Origin of the sequence: Rhodococcus sp. BH4, assembly GCF_002079265.1 — a bacterium.
Classification (GTDB): Bacteria; Actinomycetota; Actinomycetes; order Mycobacteriales; family Mycobacteriaceae; genus Rhodococcus_F; species Rhodococcus_F qingshengii.
This window is the reverse complement of sequence record NZ_CP014941.1, coordinates 2,370,764-2,389,113: the sequence shown is the minus strand read 5'-3', so window position 1 is coordinate 2,389,113 and position 18,350 is coordinate 2,370,764. Positions and strand designations below refer to the sequence as shown.

13 protein-coding genes are annotated in these 18,350 nt (G+C 64.5%); 6 read left to right on the top strand and 7 right to left on the bottom strand.

The annotated features are described in order from the left end of the window. Positions 1-68: 68 nt before the first annotated feature. Positions 69-671, top strand: a complete 603-nt coding sequence (locus A0W34_RS11085) for a PPA1309 family protein (protein ID WP_081557678.1) — start codon at positions 69-71, stop codon at positions 669-671. Between the two features lie 26 nt (positions 672-697). On the opposite strand, the gene A0W34_RS11080 is transcribed toward A0W34_RS11085, so the two are convergent. After that, positions 698-1,720: a YlbL family protein gene (locus A0W34_RS11080; RefSeq protein ID WP_058226487.1), complete on the bottom strand. Its 1,023-nt coding sequence runs from the start codon at positions 1,718-1,720 to the stop codon at positions 698-700. A gap of 123 nt (positions 1,721-1,843) precedes the next feature. Here A0W34_RS11080 and A0W34_RS11075 point away from each other — a divergent pair, with 123 nt between their 5' ends. From A0W34_RS11075 to A0W34_RS11065, 3 genes are all read left to right on the top strand, one after another. Continuing rightward, positions 1,844-3,244 (top strand): zinc-dependent metalloprotease, encoded by a 1,401-nt coding sequence (locus tag A0W34_RS11075; RefSeq protein WP_003942352.1) that lies wholly within the window; start codon positions 1,844-1,846, stop codon positions 3,242-3,244. Positions 3,245-3,342: 98 nt separating this feature from the next. Further along, positions 3,343-4,257: a hypothetical protein gene (locus tag A0W34_RS11070; protein ID WP_081557677.1), complete on the top strand. Its 915-nt coding sequence runs from the start codon at positions 3,343-3,345 to the stop codon at positions 4,255-4,257. Positions 4,258-4,261: 4 nt separating this feature from the next. Continuing rightward, positions 4,262-5,605, top strand: coding sequence for an ABC1 kinase family protein (locus A0W34_RS11065; RefSeq protein ID WP_172403528.1), 1,344 nt, complete (start codon positions 4,262-4,264; stop codon positions 5,603-5,605). A 26-nt stretch (positions 5,606-5,631) separates the two neighbouring features. Here the strand turns inward: A0W34_RS11065 and A0W34_RS11060 are convergent, their stop codons facing one another. Together A0W34_RS11060 and A0W34_RS11055 are read right to left on the bottom strand one after the other, a co-directional pair. Continuing rightward, positions 5,632-5,955 carry a WhiB family transcriptional regulator gene (locus tag A0W34_RS11060; RefSeq protein ID WP_003942321.1) on the bottom strand — a complete coding sequence of 108 codons (324 nt, stop codon included), beginning with the start codon at positions 5,953-5,955 and terminating at the stop codon, positions 5,632-5,634. A 513-nt stretch (positions 5,956-6,468) separates the two neighbouring features. Further along, the gene (locus A0W34_RS11055) at positions 6,469-8,607 is read right to left on the bottom strand and encodes an ATP-dependent DNA helicase UvrD2 (RefSeq protein ID WP_081557676.1); all 2,139 of its coding nucleotides are present in this window, start codon (positions 8,605-8,607) and stop codon (positions 6,469-6,471) included. Positions 8,608-8,710: 103 nt separating this feature from the next. Here A0W34_RS11055 and A0W34_RS11050 point away from each other — a divergent pair, with 103 nt between their 5' ends. Further along, on the top strand, positions 8,711-8,968 hold the full coding sequence (locus A0W34_RS11050; RefSeq protein WP_003942350.1) for a mycoredoxin: 258 nt from the start codon (positions 8,711-8,713) through the stop codon (positions 8,966-8,968). A gap of 14 nt (positions 8,969-8,982) precedes the next feature. Here A0W34_RS11050 and nudC read toward each other — a convergent pair whose 3' ends face one another. Both nudC and A0W34_RS11040 read right to left on the bottom strand, forming a co-directional pair. After that, positions 8,983-9,882, bottom strand: a complete 900-nt coding sequence (nudC, locus tag A0W34_RS11045) for an NAD(+) diphosphatase (protein WP_007731249.1) — start codon at positions 9,880-9,882, stop codon at positions 8,983-8,985. 38 nt (positions 9,883-9,920) lie between these two features. Next, positions 9,921-10,988, bottom strand: coding sequence for a potassium channel family protein (locus A0W34_RS11040; protein WP_003942296.1), 1,068 nt, complete (start codon positions 10,986-10,988; stop codon positions 9,921-9,923). Positions 10,989-11,144: 156 nt separating this feature from the next. On the opposite strand from A0W34_RS11040, the gene A0W34_RS11035 reads away from it, so the two are divergent. Then, positions 11,145-11,546 carry a DoxX family protein gene (locus tag A0W34_RS11035; RefSeq protein ID WP_003942341.1) on the top strand — a complete coding sequence of 134 codons (402 nt, stop codon included), beginning with the start codon at positions 11,145-11,147 and terminating at the stop codon, positions 11,544-11,546. Here A0W34_RS11035 and A0W34_RS11030 read toward each other — a convergent pair. Beyond that, positions 11,543-14,935, bottom strand: a complete 3,393-nt coding sequence (locus tag A0W34_RS11030) for an ATP-dependent helicase (RefSeq protein WP_064688956.1) — start codon at positions 14,933-14,935, stop codon at positions 11,543-11,545. The genes A0W34_RS11035 and A0W34_RS11030 overlap by 4 nt on opposite strands. Then, positions 14,936-18,298 (bottom strand): ATP-dependent helicase, encoded by a 3,363-nt coding sequence (locus A0W34_RS11025; RefSeq protein ID WP_081557675.1) that lies wholly within the window; start codon positions 18,296-18,298, stop codon positions 14,936-14,938. Between the last annotated feature and the right edge of the window lie 52 nt (positions 18,299-18,350).

Sequence of the window (18,350 nt, the reverse complement as noted above, 5' to 3'; positions counted from 1 at the left end):
CGTAACAACGGTCACGGGTTGACAACACGGAGAGCGGGGAGCCGGACAGAAGGTGGGAGGATGAAGGCGTGAGTGAAGAGAATATGAGCAGATCACCGAGTGCCCTCGCCCGGTGCGTTCATGAAGTTGTCGACCACATCGACGCCGAAGGCTGGGATCAACCGCCGAAGCTGTACGCGTTGGTACCCACCGAGATACTCGCCGCGGCCGAACCCGGACTGCTCGACCAACTCGCCGAGGGCGCCGAATACACACCGATCGAACAGGAATCGCTTCCCGAGGACATCATCGGCGGTTCACGGGCACTCGACGAGTTCCTGGCGACGACGCATTGGCCCGAGTCCGTGCAGGGTTGCATCCTGGTGCAGGAGATCGTCGTCCTGCCGCCCGAGGCGGAATCGGATCTCGATCACGCCACGGCGCCGGTATTGACCGATCAGCATGCTGCGGACGAGGTCGCGCGACTGACGGCCAACGCGCATCCCGATCGACGCGAGGCTCGACTGTTCGTCGGAGTGCTCCGTGACGGTCCCTCGCTGTCGCTCCTACAGATGCGTCCCGACGAGGATGCGGATCCGTACGGTGACTTGGAACTGCTCACCTACGACGGTCTTGCACCTCACCTCGTGCACGCCCTGTACGCGACGCTCGACGAGGTCGAAGAAGACTGACATAGTCGTCGGCGGCCAGGCAGCCTTCAGCAGCGGGGTGCGTCGCCGCCCGTGTTGAGGCTCTCGAGTGAGTCCACTGCGCCGGGCAGGTTGTCGACCTTGACGAGTCGAAGCCCGTCCGGCGCATTCTGTTTCGCCTCGTCACAGTTCTGGGCCGGCACGAGGAAGGTCTCAGCACCGGCTTCGGACGCGGCGATCAACTTGTACCTGATGCCGCCGATCGGACCGACCTCGCCGTCGGAGTCGATGGTGCCCGTTCCGGCCACGAACTTTCCACCGTTGAGCTCCCCCGGAGTCAGCTTGTCGACCAAGGCCAGTGTGAACATCAGTCCGGCAGAAGGACCGCCGATGTCGGCGAGATTGAACTGCACGGTGAAGGGAACGTCCGGGACCTCGTTGGGTGTGACGCCGAGGTAACCCGATTCGGGCTTGTTGGGCCGCGCCCCGACGGTGACCGGCACCACGGTCTCCACACCCTCACGTAGGACGGTGACGTCGATCGCGGTGCCGGGCGCGATCGCACCGACCGTGTCCTGAACGCCGGTGATGGTGGTTACCGGAGTGTCGCCGATCTTGACCAGGACGTCGCCTTCTTGCAGGGCACCCGCAGCGGGACCGTCCGGGGTCACCTTCGAAACAGTCAGTGACACCGGCTTGCCGAGAAAGTGCAGTGCCGCCAACTCGGCACTGTCCTCGGACTGCTGGAAGTCGGCGGTGTTGGCCTGCTGAATCTCTTCCTTCGACTTCTCGGGTGGATAGATCTCCGAGCGAGGGACGAGTCCGTTGCTGCCACTCGCCCACAGTCCGAACGCTTCGAAGATGTTGAGGCCGTCGCGAACCGACACCGTTGTCATGTTGAGGTTGCCGTCGGTGGGATCGACCTCGGTCCCTTGGATGTCGACGACGGGCTTACCGTCGACGTCGCCGAGCGTGTTGAAGGTGGGGCCCGGACCGAGTGCGACATAAGGAACAGTGACCATTGTTCCGACGACTCCCAACACGACGATGGGTGCGAGTGCGGCCAAGAGCGTCACTATCCGTCGATTCACCTGATCCAGAGTAAAGCGCGAAGGCTCCGGAGCACCGATCGCACCGCCTGAGCGCCGTGCGTGTTCGCCGTCAGCGTGACTCGGAGGGCGACTCCGACCGCTCGAGCCTTGTACCGTTGAGGTATGAGCAATATGCCGTTCGGCTTCTCCAACTCCGACGACGATCCCGATCGCGACAAGAACGCGGCGGGTGGCAATCCGTTCGGGGGTGGTGACATGCCGTTCGGGTTCGGCGCGGGCGGTGAGGGATTCGATCCGGCTCAGCTCGGCCAGATGCTCACCCAGTTCGGGCAGATGCTGAGCGGAATGGGCTCGTCGATGGGCCAGGGCGGTACGTCCGGCCCGGTCAACTACGACATCGCCAAGAAGCTGGCACGCCAACAGATCGGATCGGTCACACCGATCACCGAGGGCAACGTCAAGGCGATCGCCGACGCCGCGCACCTGGCCGAGATGTGGCTGGACGCCGCGACAACGCTCCCTGCCGGAGCGAGCCGCACTCTTGCGTGGACTCCGAACGACTGGCTCGACAACACGATCGACACGTGGAAGCGACTCTGTGATCCGGTGGCCGAGAAGGTAGCGGGCATGTGGGTCCAAGGACTTCCGGCCGAAGCACAGCAGATGGCTGGCCCGATGCTGGGCATGCTCGGGCAGATGGGCGGACTCGCGTTCGGCTCGCAATTGGGCCAGGCACTCGGCCAACTGTCCACCGAGGTGCTCTCCTCCACTGACATCGGCCTGCCCCTCGGCCCCGAAGGCACCGCGGCCCTTCTCCCGGCTGCGGTTCAGGCTTTCAGTGAGGGTCTCGAACAGCCGCATCAGGAAGTTCTGGTGTTCCTCGCCGCGCGGGAAGCCGCTCATCAGCGTCTTTACAGTCACGTTCCGTGGCTGCGCCAGCGTGTTCTCGCGACAGTGGAGGAATACGCCCGCGGAATCACCATGGACTTCTCGGCGATGGAAGAATTCGCCAAGGACCTCGATCCATCCGCTCTCACCGATCCGAGCAAGCTCGAAGCGCTGATGCAGCAGGGCACGTTCGAGCCGCAGAACACACCGGAGCAGAAAGCCGCTCTCGAACGTCTCGAGACTCTGCTTGCGCTGGTCGAGGGTTGGGTGGAGACGGTCGTCACCGCCGCACTCGGCGAGCGACTGCCTGGTGTTGCCGCGATGAGTGAGACGTTGCGGCGTCGCCGCGCTACCGGCGGCCCCGCCGAACAGACCTTTGCGACGCTGGTCGGACTAGAACTTCGTCCTCGCAAGGTCCGCGAAGCGGCCGGGTTGTGGCAGAAGCTCACTGCGGAAGCCGGTATGGACGTTCGCGACGGCGTCTGGTCGCATCCCGACCTGATGCCCGATTCGAGCGATCTCGACGCACCGGACGGATTTGTCGCCCGTGTCCTCGGCGCCGGCGAAGCCGGTAATTTCGACGACCCGATAGCCCAGCTCGAAGCCGTAGTGGCAAAAGAGCGTGCGGCCGAGGAAGCGATGGACAAGACCCGCGAGGACGACGAAGAGAAGTAATCTCTTCTCGACACATTTTCGCAGATCAGCCGCGATGACTGCCTGTGGATAACTGCCGCTGACGTGGACTCGCCGAGGGCCCGTCGTGCCAGCATCGAATGATGACCGGTCACACACACGACGACACCAGACAAGACAGCACTTCACAGCGATCCGCGGGACCCCGATGGGACCCGCGGATCGCTGTTCTGTCGCGCCCGGACGGTCGACTGCAGCTGGGATGGACCCCCGGACGTGCCATCCTGCTGACTCTGCCTGTCGGGGTCGACGATCGCGCGGTGAAGTCGATCCTGCGCAAAATGGACGGCTCGAGATCCCGCGCAAACATCCTCTGGGAAGCGTCGAGGCGCGGGATTCCCACATCCGTGACGGAGGAATTGCTCGAGCAACTCGCCGATTCCGGTTTCGTCCACACTGCCCGCAGAAGCACCGCGACGGTCCGGATTCACGGTGTCGGTCCGCTCTCTGACGCCATCGAGCGCGCACTCGTCACCGGCGGGGTCAGCACGCGTCGCTCGCGCGGGTATCGCAACACCGACGTCGTGCGCACGTGGAACGAACAACTGGTGGTCCTGAGCGACGACGTCGTGACTGATCCTCGTCTGGTCAGCGATCTCGTTCGCTGTGGATTCCCCCACCTTTCCGTCCGCATCCGCGACGGCAACGGTGTGGTCGGTCCTCTTGTCCTGCCTGGTCAGTCGAGTTGCCTGCGGTGCGCCGACATCCTCCGATCCGAACTCGACCCTCATTGGCTTCATCTGTCCGCGCAGCTACTCGGCAGCGCCGGCCACGCGGAATCGGCGATGATCCATGCAAGTGTCGCGCTGGCCCTGGCCGAGATCGACTCCGCATTATCGGAGACAGCGGCGACGCATGCGGCGAGTCTGTCGTCGACGCTCGAGATCGCGCTCCGTCCGTATCGGATCACAACCAGGCGCTGGCCTCGGCAAATATCCTGCAGTTGCCAATACCTGGCACCTGTTTCGGGCAAAGGACGCCCCAGTCAGACATGATGGTGTGGTGTCCGAGATCCCACGCAAGAGTTCTGCCCGTACTGCCAAACTCGCGAGCATCCCCCTGGGGATGGCCGGTCGCGCCGCCATGGGCTTCGGACGCAAGCTCGCCGGCGGCGACAAAGGCGAGATCGACGCGCAGTTGAGCGCGAAGGCGGCCGAGCAACTGTTCGCGGTGCTGGGCGAACTCAAGGGCGGCGCGATGAAGCTGGGCCAAGCGCTCAGCGTCATGGAGGCGGCAATTCCGGAGGAATTCGCCGAGCCATACCGCGAGTCGCTGAACAAGCTCCAGGCCGCCGCCCCGCCGCTGCCGACCAAGCAAGTACACAAGATGCTCGACCAGCAACTCGGAACCAAGTGGCGCGACCGATTCCAGTCGTTCGACGATGAACCGACCGCGTCGGCAAGCATCGGGCAGGTTCACCGAGCCGTCTGGGCGGACGGCCGCGACGTAGCCGTGAAAGTTCAGTACCCCGGCGCCGACGAAGCTCTACGCGCCGATCTCAAGACCCTGGGCAGATTTGCCGGTCTCTTCGGTTCGGTCATGCCCGGTGTCGACGTACGGCCCGTGATCGAGGAGTTCACCGCGCGCACGGAGGAAGAACTCGACTATCGGATCGAGGCGAACAATCAGCGAGCTTTTGCCAAAGAGTTCGACGGAGATCCCCAATTCGTGATCCCGCACGTCGTGGCGAGCGCGCCGAAAGTGGTCGTGACCGAATGGATGACGGCAACCCCGTTGACCAGAATCATCGAGAGTGGAACGCCGGAGCAGCGCAATGCGGCCGGTGCACTACTCGCCGAATTCCACTTCGCGTCTCCGGCCCGTGTCGGATTGCTCCACTGTGACCCGCACCCCGGCAATTTCATGCTTCTCGAGGACGGCCGACTCGGCGTCATCGACTTCGGTGCTGCTGCGCCGTTCCCGAACGGACTGCCACGGGTTCTCGGCACGATGGTGCGCTTGGCTGTCGAGGAACAATTCGACGAGTTGACGGAGTTGTTGCGCGCCAACGGTTTCGTGATCCCCGGACGCACGGTGACCGACAAGGAGATCGCGGATTACCTGCGACCCTTCACCGACCCGATCCAGACCGAGTCATTTCACTTCACTCGGGCATGGCTGCAAAAGGCCGCCGGAACCGCCACTGACTTCAACAGTGCGCAGTTCCGAACGGCCCGTGCACTCAACCTTCCGGCCGAGTATTTGATGATCTTCCGTGTTCTTCTCGGTTCGGTCGGCATATGCGCCCAGTTGGACGCATATGCCCCGTACATGGAAATCCTGACTCGTTGGTTGCCAGGGTTCGCGGAGCCGGTTCTGGATGACACCGGCTCCGCCGACTAAGACACCGGCTCCGCCGAATAGGGCTCTCACGCGCACACAAGTTGCTTGCGTGGGCGCCCTCTCGGTCTCTTGCGCGCTATGACGGCCCCCTGATCGAGGATCTCGCCGCCCCACACCCCCCATGGCTCGGCGCGGTCGAGAGCCGCACTGAGACAACGGGAACGGATGGGGCACTGCGCGCACAGTGCCTTGGCCTGCTCGAGTTCGGCCGGAGCTTCGGCGAACCAGAGATCGGGGTTGGATGCCCGGCACGGCAGGTCGCGGCGGGTGGACGCGACCTCGATGAACGTGACTGCAGCCGAAGTGACGTCGGTGGAAGTTACTGCAGTGGTGGAGTTTTCGGATTCCACGCGGATTGTCTGGGCAGACAACTCGGTCTCCTAGTGCTCGGATGCGAAACTGTGTCGCACGATATGGGTTCGATGGGTGCGAACCTGAGCCGAGTCGGAAACCAGATGAAGAGGGCTATCCAACACAAAGGCCACGGTCCGCAGGGGCTGCGGGTCCGTGGCCGTAAGTGAACGGATGTGTCCTACCGAGAAATACCTCGATGGCTTAAGAACACGGACTCGACAGCTGCTTTCTTTGCTGCTGCTTGAGGGCGCAGGCGGAGCGCATGCTGCGCCCATCCCGCTGCACGCGGCAGCATGGGGGCGGCAACAGCGAACTTTGCGCTTGCGCACGCTTCGTAAGAGATCAAGTTCGTCATTTTTTTGCCACCTCCATTTCGTGTCGGTCCGGATAGTTTCTGCGCACAGGTTGCCCCGTAACACTGAAAACCAGAGTAGAGAATCTGCCGAATCTGCACAACCTATTTTTGACCTGCGGTTATGTAACTCACCGTTGTCGATTCGGATGTGTTGTCAGATATCGAGTGTTGCCGCTCGCAGTTCACCGCGAATGACAGCTAGTACGTCTTCCCCGAAGTTGTCGAGTTTCTTCGGACCGATTCCAGGGATCGAAACCAGTCCACGATTATCTTGTGGTCGTTGTTCGGCAATAGCCATCAGTGTGTTGTCACTGAAGACGACATAGGCCGGAACTTTGAGTTCTCTGGACTTGTCCAGACGCCAGGCCTTGAGGTGCTCGAGCAATTCCAGGTCGACATTGGACGGGCATTTTTCGCAGCGCCCGAGCATGGTCGCCGACGTCCCGATCAACGGTTTCCCGCAGACGCGGCAGCGCGGACGCTTCTTGTTCCCCGACGACGGCGCGGCGACGCGCGAAGCCGGCGAGTCCTCGGGGATGAGCCCGTTGAGGAACCTCGACCGGCGACGGGACTTGCGTCCACCCTCATTGCGGGCCAATGCCCACGACAGCTGCAGATGCTCGCGAGCGCGAGTAACCCCCACGTAGAGAAGCCGACGCTCCTCCTCCACCGCGACGTCGTCGGCGCCCGAATTGGCGTCGCCGAGAACGTGTTGGATAGGCAGGGTGCCGTCGTTGAGGCCGACCAGGAACACCGCATCCCATTCGAGCCCCTTGGCCGCGTGGAGGGAGGCCAGCGTCACACCTTGCACGGTCGGTGGGTGCCGCGCCTCGGCTCGGGCCGTGAGCTCCTGTAGAAGCCCGGTGAGCGTCAGTTCAGGTTCGTGGACAAGTTGTTCTTCGGTGAGCGCCACGAGAGCCGAGAGCGACGCCCAGCGCTCGCGTGCCTGAGTACCCGAAGGCTCGTCGTTGGTCAGGCCGAGCGGCGCGAGCACAGCGCGGACGAGTGAGACCAGCGCTTCGCCGTTGTCTGCACCTTCGGGGAGGTCGTCGCGTCCAGCAGCCTGACGCAGCGCTGCCACCGCCTGACGTACCTCGGTGCGAGTGAAGAAGCCCTCTCCACCGCGCACCTGGAACGGAATGCCCAGCTTCGTCAGGGCCTGCTCGTGCGCCTCCGACTGAGCATTGATCCGGTACAGAACAGCGATCTCGGCCGCAGGGGTGCCTGCCGCGATCAGCCGTTTGATCGCCCGCGCAACGCCGAGTGCTTCGGCCGGCTCGTCGTCGAACTCCATGAACTCCGGCTCAGGCCCCGGAGCGCGTTGCCCGATCAGCTGCAGACGCGTCCCGGCGATCCGCCCGCGCGCGGCACCGATCACGCGGTTCGCCAACGACACGACCTCAGGGGTGGAGCGGTAATCCCGTTCGAGCCGAACGACGGTCGCTTCGGGGAATTTCCGGGAGAAGTCCAACAGATAGTTGGGGGTGGCTCCGGTGAAGGAGTAGATGGTCTGATTCGCATCGCCCACCACGGTCAGATCGTCTCGGTCGCCCAGCCAGGCGTCGAGCACACGCTGCTGAAGTGGGGTGACGTCCTGATACTCGTCCACGACGAAGCAGCGATACCGCTCGCGGAACTCGTCGGCGACTGTCGAATGCTCTTCGAGAGCTGCCGCCGTGTGCAGTAGGAGATCGTCGAAATCAAGCAGCATGCCGTCCTGGCCGCGTGCTTTCAGCTCTTCGTATGCGGCATACACCTGGGCCACCTTGGTGGCATCGACCGGTGCCTCACGGCGAATCTTGGCGATCGCGCGTGGGTAATCCTCCGGCGCGATCAGCGACGCCTTCGACCACTCGATTTCACTGGCGAGGTCGCGGACGCTTTCCGTGCTGGTGGACAATCCCACCCGGGCTGCGGCACTGCTGACAACCGCGAACTTTCGGTCCAGCAGACGCCACGGCGTGTCGCCGACAACCTGCGGCCAGAAGTACTTCAGTTGACGGAGAGCAGCAGCGTGAAAAGTTCGAGCCTGCACCTGCGGCCCACTCCCGCCGACGCCCAGCTCACGGAGACGTCCACGCATTTCCCCGGCCGCACGAGCGGTGAACGTCACGGCAAGCACCTGACCGGCCGACACGTGACCGTCGGCAACCAGATGAGCGATCCGGCGCGTGATGGTGCGGGTTTTGCCTGTTCCAGCGCCCGCGAGGACACATACCGGGCCGCGTGGCGCGAGCACGGCGGCCGATTGTTCTGGATCCAGTCCGGTGTCCGCAGGCATGGGGACCATCATGGCAGGACGTTCCGACACTCCATTCGCCGCGCCCGACGGTATGTGGGCAAGAGAACACGGGCCGATACGGAACAACGCTCTCGGTCGTGGTGTTATATCGGCCGTGACTTCTACCGAAAATGCGCCTGCCCTGACCATCTACTCGACCACGTGGTGCGGCTACTGCCGTCGCCTCAAGACGCAGCTCAACGCGTCGGGGATCGAGTACACCGAGATCGACATCGAGAACGATCCGGCAGCAGCCGATTTCGTCGGCAGCGTCAACGGTGGCAATCACGTCGTTCCGACCGTGAAGTACGGCGACGGCAGCGTTGCGACCAACCCGTCGCTCAACCAGGTCAAGCAGGCTCTGGGTCTGTAGACCTCCTCCGGCTGCTACTTGACCCAGCTCTCGAGCATTCCGCGAGCGATGGAGATCGACCCGGGCAGCAGCAGTGGCGCGTCCGCTTCCGAACCCCAGTCGCCGAGTTCGAGAGCGGCGCGCACCTCGTCCTTCGTGAACCAGGTGCCCTCGGCGATCTCGCCGTCCGCGAACAGCAGCGGAGCGGCGGGGTCGCCGATTGCGGCGAAGCCCAACATCACCGAGCGAGGGAACGGCCAGGGCTGGCTCCCGAGGTATCGAACGCTGTGCACGTCGATACCGACTTCTTCCTTGATCTCGCGGACAACACACGTTTCGAGTGACTCCCCGGCCTCGACGAATCCCGCGAGAATCGAGAAACGGCGCTGCGGCCAGGTCGGCTGACGCGCGAGTAGAACTCGATCGCCGCCGTCGTGCACCAGGCAGATGACCGCCGGATCCGTTCGGGGAAACTCCTCGTGGCCGGTGGACGTGGAAATGCGTGACCAGCCGGACATCGTGGGTTCACTCGGTGCGCCGTCGATAGCGCTGAATCCGGCACTGTCGTGCCAGTTGAGAATCGCGACCGCACCGGTCAACAAGCCGGCGTCCGCGTCGTCGAGTGTTCCGCCGAGCATCCGCAATTCAGACAAAGTGCCCGCCAGCAGCGACACCCGCACCGCCCAGACGTGGCGATTCTCCCGAATTCCCAGGAACACCGCGCCGCGCACCGGTTCGGGCCCCAACTCGGTTGCCTCGGCGAAGACCAATTGACCTTCCGGCGACACCTTGACCTGACCCCGTGAATTCACACGGAGGAGCAGTGCGTCCGCCCAACCCGTCGTCAGTGCAGCGGCGTCAGACCGCAATTCCTCGGCGCGGCCGACGCTCGAGCGTGAGAGCAGAGGTGTTTCGGTCAGCTGGAAGTCGTTCACGCTCACGACATTACTGCGCGCACGAAGCTCGGTAACACTCAGTTCGTGACGCGGCGAATGTAGAGCAGTCGATCGTTCTCCTCGACGGCGTCCACCTCGGGCGAACCGACGCGAACCAGACGGCCGTCGCGAACGACCCCGAGCACGATGTCGGAGAGATGACGCGGAGAGCCGCCGACCTCGTCGCGCTCGACGGCACGCTCGGCAATCGCGAATCCGGCCTCCGGAGTCAGCAGGTCTTCGATCATCTCCACGACGGTCGGCGTCGTGGTCGCGATGCCGAGGAGTCGACCCGCCGTCTCCGAGGACACGACGACGGAGTCTGCGCCGGACTGACGCAGAAGATGCGCGTTGTCGGCTTCACGGATGGCTGCGGCGATCTTGGCTTTCGGCGCGATTTCGCGGGCTGTCAGCGTCACGAGCACTGCGGTGTCGTCACGGTTGGTTGCCACGATGATCGACGACGCATTCTGCGCACCTGCCAACCGAAGTACGTCCGATTTCGTCGCCGAACCGAATACCGTCACCAGGCCTTTGCTCGCCGCCGAATCGAGGACGGTCTGATCGGTGTCCACGACCACGATCTCCGACGCCGGTACACCGTCACCGAGCATTGCTTCGATTGCCGTCCGCCCCTTGGTCCCGTATCCGACGACGACGGTGTGATTACGCACGTGCTGCCTCCAACGCTGAATTTTGAACGCCTGACGCGAACTCTCGGTCAGAGCTGAAAGTGTGGTTCCGACCAACACGATCAAGAAGAAGATCCGAAGTGGCGTGATCAACAGGACGTTGACCAGGCGCGCCGACGGCGTGAACGGAGTGATATCGCCGTAGCCGGTGGTCGAGAGCGAAACCGTCGCATAGTAAATGCAGTCGAGCAGCGACAGCTCGTTGTCCTGTGCGTCCCGGTATCCCGCACGATCGATGTACACGATCAACACGGCGGCGCCGAGAGCACCCAACGCGATGAGAACTCGCTTGTAGATGGCCCGCGCCGGACTTGTCTGTAGCTGGGGAATGCGCAGCACCCCGACAAGGGCGAAGTCAGGCTGATCGGTCAATGCTTCCGACCTGGTCAAACGCGCCCGGAGCTTACCGGCCATACATCGACTCTCTCACTCGAACTTACGAAATACCTACACGGACATCGGCAGGCAGCGTAACCCTCGAAGATCGACTTCGGAACTCGGGCGCCGAATAGCGCGCGGGTCGTGGCGCCGGTAGTGGCAAGAAGGTCCACCGTGAGGCAGGCTGGGCAAATGCCTTTCACCGGTTCGACGTCCACTCCCAGCCAAGCGGCCGCTCTTCGTTTGTCGGCCCTCCTTCTCGGCGCCGGCACCATGCATTTCGTGGCGCCTTCCTTCTTCGACAGCACCGTTCCCCGCCAACTTCCCGGACAGGCCCGCACCTACACCCAGGTGTCCGGCGTCGCGGAACTGGCGATCGGCGCTGCCTTGGCCGTGCCGAAGACCCGCAAGCTCGGCGCGGGTCTTGCCGCCGCGCTCTTTGTTGCCGTGTTCCCCGCCAACATCCAGATGGCGATCGACTGGTGCCGAAGCCCGAAGACGTCCACACCGCAGAAGATCGGTTCGATCGCACGTCTTCCCCTGCAGGTTCCGCTGGTGACCGAAGCACTCAAGGCTCGTCGAAACGCAAGCTAATCTTGCGCGCCTGCCGTTCGGATGAGGCGAGCGAGAGCCTCACCGTCCGGCAGGTTCTCGGGTGCGATGGTGCGACCCGATCGAACGTAGTGAAACGCCGCCCGGACCTTGTCGGCCGGAAACTGTTCGTTGCGCCCCGCCGAACGGGCTCTGGCTGACATCAATTCGGCCCAGGCCACCCGATACGCGGCCAACTGCATCACAACAGCGTCCTCGTTGGCGGCCGACGGTTCGGCACCGGTCTTCCAGTCGATCACCGTCCATCCGCCGTCGGGATCGGCGAACACAGCGTCGATGCGACCCCGTAAAACCGTTCCGGCAATGGATGTTTCGAAAGGAACTTCCACTTCGATCGGGCTGCGATTGGCCCACGGGGACCGCAGGAACGCATCCTGAAGTTTCACCAGATCGGTCTCGGGACCCGCGCCGGTATCCGCGGCGCCGGGTAGTTCGTCGAGATCCAACAGTCGGGTCGCACCGAACCTTCGCTCGATCCAGGCGTGAAAAGCCGTGCCGCGCCGAGCGAGCGGGTTCGGTGGGTACGGCAGTGGTCTACGCAGCCGTGCCGCGAGTTCATCCGGATCTGCCTTGAGGTCGACGAGCTGAGTCACCGAAAGCTGCGCCGGGAGAATCACTTCGGCACGCGCGTTTGCCCGGGCTTCGCGCTCGGCCAAGAGCACGTCGACGTCCGAGGCCCAGTTCTCCGGATCGTCCTCCGGTTCTTCCGCCTCTTGGCTGTCTTGCGGCAGCGATGCAAGTGCGGACAGGACGCTTGCGGCTCCGGCCTCGACCGCGCCGCGCCGCGCACCCAGCGGATCCGGCGGCCACTGCGCCGTACGGGGTGTGGAGGCCAACGGGTTCTCGGTGTCGGGTTCCGGTGCAGGCGCCCATTCCTCCACGACGCCGATCGCACCGCGTGAGTCTTCTTCACCGGCATCGTTTTCGGCCGTGACCATCTGATGCAGCTCGTCCAGGAACTCCGAAGGCCCCTTCGGTTCCGAACCGGATTCCGCCCAGTGATGCGCTGAGATGAACAGCGCCCGTTCGGTTCTGGTCAGCGCGACGTAGAACAGTCGCCGGTCCTCGTCCAGTCGGCGGTTGGACAAGGCCTTCTTGTGCGCCGTGATCGCGTTCTCGAGGTCCTTGCGGTTGTAGAGCTCCTCGAGGTCGAGCACCGGAACTCCGTCGGCCGAATCCGCGTCGACCGCCCGGTCACCACGCAACGACGGTGGCAGTTCGGCGAGCGCCCCGAGCCACGATCCGGACGCGGTGGACGAGGGGAACACCCCGTCGCTGACATGCGGGATCGCCACTACTTCCCATTCGAGCCCCTTCGCCGAGTGCACGGTCAAGATCTGCACGCGATCCGGCGCCACCTCCACTTCGCCCGGAGTGAGGCCCTTTTCGATCTGTTCGGCGGCCGCGAAGAATGCGAGCATCCCGGGCAGATTGGCTGTTGGACGCGTCGCGTAATTGGCGACGACGTCGGCAAATGCGTCGAGATGCTCGCGGCCCGCGGTCCCGACGACACCGACTCGGGTTCGCGCGCCTGCCTCGATTCCGATACCGAGCACCCGCTCGACCTCCGCCACCAGTTCGGTGAGCGGCTGGCCGATACGTTCGCGCAACGACGCCAACTCTGCCGCTATCGCGTTGATGCGTGTGTACCCGAGAGCTGAATAACGTTCTGCCGGTCCTGGATCGGAGATCGAATCGACCAATCCTGCTTGCTCGGCGTTCTCCCCCGGCAGCGCGTCCTGAACTGCCGAGGTGAGCGCCTCGGCGTCGGTGACCGCACCCGCTGTTCCGTATCCGGCGGAGATGGCAAGTTCGCGGGAGCGTTGCGAGAGTGCGGCGAGGTCCTTCGCGCCGATCTGCCATCTCGCTCCGGTGAGCAGCCGAACGGCGGCGCTGCCCGCCAGCGGATCGGCGACCACTCGGAGCATGGCGATCACGTCCGCCACCTCGGGTGTGTGCAGGAGCCCACCGAGTCCGACCACTTCGACTGGCAGACCTTTGGACCGCAAAGCCTCGGCCAGCGGGGCAGCATCGGCGTTGCGGCGGATCAACACCGCTGCCGTGGGCGTCGGGCGGTCTTCGGCACGTGCCGCCTCGTATTCTTCGGCGATCTTCTCCGCAACCCACTGACGTTCCTGTTCGACGTCTCCGAGCAGCGCCAGTCGAACGTCTCCGGCGACGGCTCCCGGCCGCGCACGAAGTGTGCTGACGGCCACACCGCGTCGGCGCAACGGTGCCGACGACAGGTTTGCCAGTTCGAGAGCCTCCGGCGGGTTACGCCAACTGGTGAGCAGTTCGAGCGTCGGAGCCGGCTTTCCGTTGGCAAGCGGGAAGTCGGTTGCAAACCGTGGCAGGTTGGCCGCCGACGCGCCTCGCCAACCGTAGATCGACTGCATCGGATCGCCGACGGCTGTCAGCGCCAACCGGCCGTCGGCTCCCCCGCCGAACAACGAGGACAACAACACTCGCTGAGCGTGACCGGTGTCCTGGTACTCGTCGAGAAGAACTACCCGAAAGCGCTCACGCTCGGTTTGCCCGACCTCGGGATGTTCGGAGGCGACACGGGCCGACAGCGACATCTGGCTGCCGAAATCCAATGCGCCTTCACGCCGCAGCGTCTCACCCAGCCGGGCAACGAGGGGCAGTAGCTCGATGCGTTTGTGTTGCACATCAAGGTAATTCAACAGCTCTTTGCTCGGCCCACCCCGCTGTTTCGGACCGGCGGGCAGAGTGTGAATCAGCTTGTCCAACTCGGTGTGAGCCTCGAGCAACTGCTCGGGGTCGACCAGGTGCTCCGCCAACTGACCGGCAAGGGCCAGAACGGTTTCGGTGATGGACCCCGGATTCTTGTCGGTGTCCAGATCACTGTCCCAGCCGCTCACGACGCGGTGCGCAACCTGCCACAGTTCGGTCTCGGACAACAGCGTCGCCGAGGGTTCGATCGGCAACAGCAGTCCGTGCTCGGACAGCAACCGTCCCGCGTAAGCATGGTAGGTACTGACTTCGGGTTCCCCGGCCAGAATCCGGGAACGCACTCCGCCGGTCGGGTCGAGTGCCCGCAAAACGTCCGAACCCGCCAGTCGCGCCAAGCGCTTGCGGATTCGCGACGTGAGCTGTTGTGCCGCTTTGCGCGTGAAGGTCAATCCGAGAACGGCCTCGGGATCGACGAAGCCGTTGGCCACCAGCCACACGACGCGAGCAGCCATCGTCTCGGTCTTACCGGCACCGGCACCGGCGACGACCAATGTCGGACCGAGCGGTGCGGCGATGACTGCCGCCTGTTCCGGCGTCGGCGGGTGTTGACCGAGCGCGACCGCCAGGTCGACAGGATCGATCTTCGGTCGGCGTGCCTTCTGCGTCGCGGCAGCCACTTAGTTACTCACCTGTCGTCCCTCGTCGTGTGCCGGGCAACTCGAGCGCACCGGGCAATGTCTACATCCGTCGTTGACCCTGGCCAGATACTGCGGCCCTTGGGTCGCTGCCGCTGCGTTGTGGATGACGTCTCGCCACATCTCGACGGCTTCGGCCGTCAGCGGCGGCTGAACTCGCTGCGCCGCACCGTCTTTCTTGTTGGACTTGGCCACGAATACCAGGCGTGCACCGCCGGGTTGTGTGGCCGGTTCGCCGGCAATCGCACCTTCGGCCGCTGCGACCTGGTACGCCGCCAACTGCGCGTGAGATTGCGCGGCCTCGTTGCTGACAGGGTTTCGCGCAGTCTTGACGTCGACAACCACCGGACGGCCTTCGGTGTCGCGCTCGAGCCGGTCGATCCGGCCACGAAGCTTGACCGCAGGCGCTCCCTCCTCACGTGGTTCGAGGACCCCCTCGACCGCGACCTCGACGCCGACTTCAGTCAGTTCGCCGCGAGTTGCGTTCATCCAGGCGGTGAACGTCGCCAGCATCTCCCGAGTTCGATTGAGTTCGCGGCGCGAGTACCACTGCGATCCCAGATCGATGGATTCCCAGGCATTTTCGAGTGCCTTCTCGACTTGATCCGGTGGAATCCGGCCGGCCAATGCCTGCACCAAGGTATGGACCAGCGTACCGGCGATCGCATGAGTGTTGTCTCCGTCGCTGCCGCCATGACGCTCGAACACCCATCGAAGAGGGCATGTTTCGAGAAGCTCGATGGTGGACGGCGATAGTGAAACCGGTCCGTCCTCGGGCTGCCACATGGGAGCAGCGGTACTCGGCTCGGCTGTGCCGTACCACTGATCCGGGTGCGCGCCGCGTACCCCGGCAGCAGCCAGACGTGCCAACTGGCGAGCGGCCCGGGAATGCTTCTCGGGGTCGAAATGCGCGATGTCGGGATCACACACGACGCTGCGAAGCTGTGCGACCAGTGCAGGCAGCGACAGAACCCGGGTATCCCCGGTCTCGGGTGCAACGACGTCGAGATCGGAGGACGGATCGTCCGAGTACGCGTCACCACGGATCAATTCGTCCACGAACCGCGAAGGCACCAAGTCGGTGTCCCCCGAAGCCGATTCGACTGCGGTGATCAGCAGACGGCGACGAGCACGGCTACAGGCAACCAGGAACAACCTGCGTTCTTCGGCCAGAAGCGGTGCGGTTCGCGAGAGTCGTTCGGCAGCCGAGTCACTGCCGTCGGAGACTCCGTTGACCAGGTCGATCAGCGCTTCGGTACGCAGTAGCGATCCGCGTGCCCGCAAACTCGGCCAGAGCCCCTCCTGCACACCCGCCACCGCCACGACCGCCCATTCGCGACCCGCCGCGGCGTGAGCGCTGACCACGGTGACGGCGTCGGGAGTGATGACCGATCGGCTCCGCGAGTCGGTCGGTATCTCCTGGCTGGTCAAGTAGTCGACGAAACCGGCGAGTTGCGAACGCGGCAACCGGTCGACGTAGTTGGCGGCCGCGTCGAAAAGTGCGACGACTGCGTCGAGGTCTCGATCGGCCTGTGAGCCGATAGGTCCGCCGCGCGCCGACGCAGCCGCCCAGCGTCGTTCCAGCCCCGTCGCCTGCCATGCTGCCCACAGAACTTCTTCGACCCCGAGACCTCGCTCGAGAGGCACTCGGGCCTTGCGAAGGACCGACAGCACGCGATTGAGTGCCGCAGCTTCGACGTCTGTCAACTTGCCCATGAGGCGCTTGGACTGCGCACGATTCTCGTCGATCAGAATGAGCCGCAACAACTCCGAGGAGTCCCGATCACTTCCCGATGCCAACTCGACCCGGCGCAGGCCACGACGCAACCGGCGCAGGGTGACCGGCTCGGCGCCGCCGATGGGACCGGCCATCAGGGCAAGCGCGTCGTCGCCGGTGAACTGATCGCCGCCGAGCGCCCGAAGGACCAGCAGCAGGCCGGACACTCCGTGTTGCCTGGCCAGCGGCAATTCGGTGGCAGCGGTCGTGACGGGTACCCCGGCCGCGAGCAGGGCTCGCCGGAGAGGGGCGAGAGTGCGCGGGACCGACCGAACGATGACGGCCATGTCGGACCAAGCAATCCCGTCCAGCAGATGCGCCCGGCGCAAGGTATCTGCGACGACTGCCGCTTCTTTGGCCGTCGTACCGAGAACCCGCACCGACGCCCGCCCCGGGTCCTCATCGGTGAGATCGGATGGAACCGCGATGCGATGAGCGAGGTTGCCGGGCAGCCGCGCAGCGATCTTCGCCGCGATCGACGCGACGTCGGCGTTGTTGCGAAACGTGGTGGGCAGGACGATCTGGCGCTCGTCTCCGCGCTCGGCGAGTCCGAGTAGGAACGCCGAATCCGCACCGCGGAACCCGAAGACCGACTGATCGGGATCACCGGCGATGACCGTGCCCGCAGTTGCGGTTCCGATCAGCCGAACCAGTTGCGCCGCCTGCGGATCCAGATGTTGTGCGTCGTCGACGAGTAGGTGCCGGATCCGAGCGCGCTCGGAGCGAAGCAATTCGGGATCGGTGGCGAACGCGGTCAATGCCGCACCGATCAACTCGGCCGCGTCGAGTGCCGGCGCCGTCGCCTCCGGAGCCTCGACACCGACACTGCCGCGTAGCAGCACGCCTTGCTCGTAGGCCTCGGCGAACCGCCCGGCCGCCACCCACTCCGGACGGCCACGCTTCTTGCCGAGCTTGACCAGATCTTCGGGACCGAGTCCGCGCTCGTTCGCTCGCAGCATCAGATCTCGAAGTTCGACGGCAAAGCCGTTCAAACCCAATGCGGGTCGCAGGCGCTCCGGCCACCGGAGCGCACCGTCTTCTATGTCGCCGCGCAACATCTCTCGGAGCACCGAGTCCTGCTCGGCGCCGGTGATCAGGCGTGGCGGCGCGTTGCCGTGCGCTGCGGCTTGAAGCCGGAGTACGGCAAAGGCGTACGAGTGAACGGTGCGGACCAACGGCTCACGAGTTGCCTGCGGTCCGCGTTCTTGTTCGTACCCGAGCAACCCGGCCGTGATCTGCTCGCGGACCTGCGTCGCTGCCCGGCGCGACTGGGTGAGCACCAGGACCGATTCAGGATCTTCGCCACCGGAGATCTTCTGCACTGCCAGATCCACGAGAAGGGACGTCTTGCCCGTTCCGGGGCTGCCGAGTACCTGCCAGGGACTCCAGGCGGCCCCCGAGCCGAATGAAACAGGGCCGAACGCGAGTTGGAAAGGATCCTCGGACGGCGGCGCGAACAGCCGGGCCGTCCCTTCGTCCCATGTTCGGGGTATCGGAGACGGCGCAGTTCGGTGCACCAACCGCGCCCGCGGGATGGTGACCTTGCTGCGTGTTGCCGTCTCACTCACCCAGGCATTCCACCAGAGCGCACCGACAACTCACACATCGCCTGCTTCCGGC

What these genes read in the sequence shown, in the direction of transcription:
- A0W34_RS11040 (WP_003942296.1), bottom strand. Translation starts at nt 10,988, where the DNA reads ATGGCCGGTAAGCTCCGGGCGCGTTTGACCAGGTCGGAAGCATTGACC.
- A0W34_RS11055 (WP_081557676.1), bottom strand. Translation starts at nt 8,607, where the DNA reads ATGATGGTCCCCATGCCTGCGGACACCGGACTGGATCCAGAACAATCG.
- A0W34_RS11070 (WP_081557677.1), top strand. Translation starts at nt 3,343, where the DNA reads ATGATGACCGGTCACACACACGACGACACCAGACAAGACAGCACTTCA.
- A0W34_RS11035 (WP_003942341.1), top strand. Translation starts at nt 11,145, where the DNA reads ATGCCTTTCACCGGTTCGACGTCCACTCCCAGCCAAGCGGCCGCTCTT.
- A0W34_RS11075 (WP_003942352.1), top strand. Translation starts at nt 1,844, where the DNA reads ATGAGCAATATGCCGTTCGGCTTCTCCAACTCCGACGACGATCCCGAT.